The sequence below is a fragment of the Prevotella amnii DSM 23384 = JCM 14753 genome (genome assembly GCF_000378745.1).
Classification (GTDB): domain Bacteria; phylum Bacteroidota; class Bacteroidia; order Bacteroidales; family Bacteroidaceae; genus Prevotella; species Prevotella amnii.
The window spans coordinates 8,528-9,616 of sequence record NZ_KB905315.1 but is presented as its reverse complement, the minus strand read 5'-3'; the positions used below and the strand labels follow the sequence as shown (position 1 = coordinate 9,616).

The window sequence follows — 1,089 nt, the reverse complement described above, 5'->3', positions numbered from 1 at the left end:
TTCAGCTGCAAGTCCCGATTTATGGTTTCAAGCACCTTAACAAAGTCTTTCCTCACGTCCAGTCCGAGCATTGTGGCTGCAAACCAAAAGCAGTCACCGGAGTAGGCATCGTTGCCAAAGTCTTTCATTCGGTAGCAGCTGGACTTGTTATCGAGATAGATATTGCACGATGCACGCCTGTCGTCATACAAAGGATTTCGGAAATTGCGCTTTGGCACAAAGTCTATGGGCATATAGAAGCAGAACACATCCAGTCCTTTGTTAGTTCGGCTTAGTATTTCTTCTTTGATGTTCATAGCTCCTCAAATAAAGTTTGACCATTTCCCATATAACCTTTAAGGACACCATCCTTGTAGGCGTTGAGTCGTTGCAGGGCTTCCACTCGTCTGAAACCCTTGAAGGAGGCACGTCCGCTCTTAATGGCGACGTAAAGTCCCTTGAACGGATAGGCAACGTGGTTGCATGATATATACCTGAATATTGCTGTCCGGTAAAACTCAAAAGAGCATAAATATCTTCCCCGAAGCCCAGTAAAATTGGACTTCGGGGTTTATTTTTTCAAAAGTAAGCCCCCTAATCGAAAAGACTTGGTTCAGGTGGTGCTTTTTGCATCTCCTTTGCAAGGAAATCATTCCAAGTTTTTTCGGGATTTTCCATGAATGCGATAAAATCAACGTAGTACATAAGCATAAGTCGTACCATGGTAACAACTTGTGAGAATGCACAATGTCTCTTGATGCTTCTTGATAGAACTGTTATAAGCAGATTCGCTATCAAGACTACCCATGTCTGTATTTGTATGGCATTGATGCTGTCTCCATAGAAGAAATGAAGCGGGAAGTTCTGTTTAAGCTGTTTGTACAACGACTCGATAGCCCATCTTAGGCGGTATATTTCAGCAATGTCCTCAACCGTAAAGTCAAAGTTGTTGGTCAATAGTACAACAGGTCTCTTTGTCTTGTAAAATATCTCCACCCTTCGTGCCTCGTGGGTGAGCTCTCCTCTTGTAAAAAGCACTTTCTGATCAATATGCGTTACGAGGCCCTCTGCATTGATATACGTAACGGATTTAAGTTCCTCATACTTAAG

The 1,089-nt window shown here is 42.8% G+C and carries 1 protein-coding gene and 2 pseudogenes; all 3 read right to left on the bottom strand.

Annotation, left to right across the window (positions count from 1 at the left end):
* Positions 1–296 (bottom strand): annotated as a pseudogene (locus F596_RS11680) (bifunctional DNA primase/helicase); the annotation flags it as partial.
* Positions 293–478 (bottom strand): annotated as a pseudogene (locus F596_RS11675) (hypothetical protein); the annotation flags it as partial. The pseudogenes F596_RS11675 and F596_RS11680, both read right to left, overlap by 4 nt.
* A 95-nt stretch (positions 479–573) precedes the next feature.
* Positions 574–1,089 (bottom strand): IS4 family transposase (locus F596_RS0109960; RefSeq protein WP_019036833.1); only part of this gene is annotated, 516 nt, incomplete at its 5' end.